This is a genomic window from Moorena sp. SIO3B2 (genome assembly GCF_010692525.1).
GTDB classification, from domain to species: domain Bacteria; phylum Cyanobacteriota; class Cyanobacteriia; order Cyanobacteriales; family Coleofasciculaceae; genus Moorena; species Moorena producens.
The window spans coordinates 1-1,996 of sequence record NZ_JAAHHE010000737.1 but is presented as its reverse complement, the minus strand read 5'-3'; the positions used below and the strand labels follow the sequence as shown (position 1 = coordinate 1,996).

Here is a 1,996-nt window from a genome sequence, read left to right as displayed (position 1 = left end):
AGATGTTGCGCCAAATACTACTGTAAATACTACTGTCAGGGAAACAAATCTTGATTTTAAGACAGAATTAGAGGCAGTTCCTGCTAACCAACGTCGGGATTTATTAGTAGAGCGCGTTCGTACCCAAATTGCTAAAACCTTAGGATTAAGTTCTCCAGATCAAATAGAACTGGGGCAAAGGTTAATTGATTTGGGTCTAGATTCTTTAATGGCAGTGGAGTTGAGGAATCATCTCCAATCTAGCGTGGGCTGCTCTCTACGTTCAACTCTAGTATTTGACTATCCAACCATAGAGGCAATGGTTGATTATTTATCCCAAGAAGTTTTTGCTGATCTCGATTCGCCAAGCCTAGCAACCCAAAATAACTCCACTGGAACCGACTCCTTCCTTTCTACCTTAGTGCCCATTCAGCCCCAGGGTTCCAAGCCTCCTTTATTCTTGGTTTCCGGAATTCTTGGCAATGTCTTTGACTTCCAGCAGTTGGCACGTAATCTAGATTCGGAACAACCGTTATATGGTTTGCGTACGCTTGGTCTTGAGGAGGACTTCCAACCTTATACTCGTATGGCAGATATTGCTGCCCACCATATTAAAGCTATACAAGCACTCCAACCCAACGGACCCTATCTACTAGGTGGTCATTCTTTCGGGGGGAAAGTCGCATTTGAGATGGCTCAACAATTACGGAATCAAGGACAGGAAGTGTCAATGCTGGCCATTGTCGATGTCCAAGTAGAAATTCCTGAACCAGAGAAAGACGTAGTTAATTGGGATAATGCCAAATTCATAGCTGAGTTAGCGACTATCTATGGAGGCCTTTTAGGTCAAAACCTGGATATTTCCCGCGAAGCACTCCAGTTTATTAGTTCGGAAGAACAGCTAAACTACTTTATGGAACGATTGAAAAAGACTGGTCAGATGTTGAGTAAAACTGACCTGAGTCGAATCTTTGAGGTTTACAAAGCTAATACTCAAGCCAGTGCGAGCTATCTACCCCAGAAGATTGATAGAACTCCGATTACTTTCTTCCGAGCCAGTGAGGTTGGTGCTTTGGGGGATTATTTACCTAATCAGTTAACTACCCTAAAAGATCCAACCTGGGGCTGGGACCGACTTTCTGCTCAACCCTTAGAATTTCATGTTGTCCCAGGGAACCATTTCTCTATGGTAACCGAACCCCATATTTCAGTTTTAGCTCAACAGCTACAATACTGCCTAGATAAAGCACAAGCAAGATTAGGTTAGTGTTTGGGTGCATCTCCTCAAAGCTGTTTGACACGGTGGTGCGTTACGGGGCGGTTCCTCCAAACCCTGGCTACGAGGCGGAAAATGAGGCTCCCCTAACGCACCCTACGCAACTTTTTTACAAAAATGAGATGCACCCGTTAGTGTTTTCTATTGCCCTGCCTCAGCTAGGGAAAGCCTAGCTGAAGATTTCACCTCAAATTGGGAGCTTAAGCAAGATGCTTGTTAACAAAGATAGTATCGGAAAAAACATGAGTAAAATAGATACAGTTCAGTGGGTCTATAGTTCCCAGAATAATCAGGAATTAATTGAACGCTATGACATCTGGGCTAAAGACTACGAGCAAGACCTAGATGATGCATTTGGCTATGTGGGGCCAGAGCCTGCAGCGGAGGTATTGGTCAATTATGTTTCCAAAGATGCCAAGATTTTAGATGCCGGAGCAGGTACAGGCTTGGTTGGGCAATTTCTGCACCAGCGCGGTTACCATCACCTAGAGGCGATGGACATATCTTCAGGCATGCTAGAGGAAGCTCGGAAAAAGAATGTTTACACCAGTTTCCACCAACAAGTTTTGGGTGAACCCTTGGATTTTCCCTCAGCCACCTTTGATGCCATCATTAGTGTTGGGGTTTTTACCTATGGACATGTCAAAAGTAACGCATTTGACGAACTGATTCGTATTACCAAGCCAGGGGGATACATTGTTGTTAGTATGCCTACCGATCTGTCTGAGAGTAACGAGTTCA

Annotated in this window: 2 protein-coding genes; both read left to right on the top strand. The window is 44.2% G+C overall.

The features are described from left to right. Positions 1-1,246, top strand: a 1,246-nt coding sequence (locus F6K38_RS40455) for a thioesterase domain-containing protein (RefSeq protein ID WP_287360492.1), incomplete at its 5' end; no start/stop codon positions are given. A gap of 251 nt (positions 1,247-1,497) precedes the next feature. Further along, positions 1,498-1,996: class I SAM-dependent DNA methyltransferase (locus tag F6K38_RS40450; protein WP_287360491.1), on the top strand; the 499-nt coding region annotated here is incomplete at its 3' end.